The sequence below is a fragment of the Neisseria sp. P0009.S007 genome (assembly GCF_051962515.1).
In genome coordinates, this window is the sequence record NZ_JBQCVF010001125.1 from 1 (window position 1) to 266 (window position 266).

General features: G+C 39.5%; 1 protein-coding gene. It reads right to left on the reverse strand.

Features of this window, described 5'->3' with window-relative positions; all coding sequences use genetic code 11:
• Positions 1–266, reverse strand: a 266-nt coding sequence (locus ACTHS3_RS18005; RefSeq protein ID WP_440368787.1) for a hypothetical protein, incomplete at both ends; no start/stop codon positions are given.

The following is a 266-nucleotide window of genomic DNA, read 5'->3' on the forward strand; positions in this document are numbered from 1 at the left end:
GTTCAGAGCCACTAACAAGCGAAATTCTTCAAATAAAACGTGATAAGCAGAGCCATAATCAGTCACTGTTTTACCCGTAAGTTTCTTGCCTATTTTCTGGACAATGGTTGTTTTATCATCGCCAATGTTCAATCCAAAAGGCAGGCTTATATCAGAAATTTTTCCATCCGGTGCATTCTCGGACTCAATGGTAATTTCATGCAAAATCAGTTGGTCTTTTGCTTTATTGTAACTGCCAATAGGCTCCCCATAAATGGGTGCATACC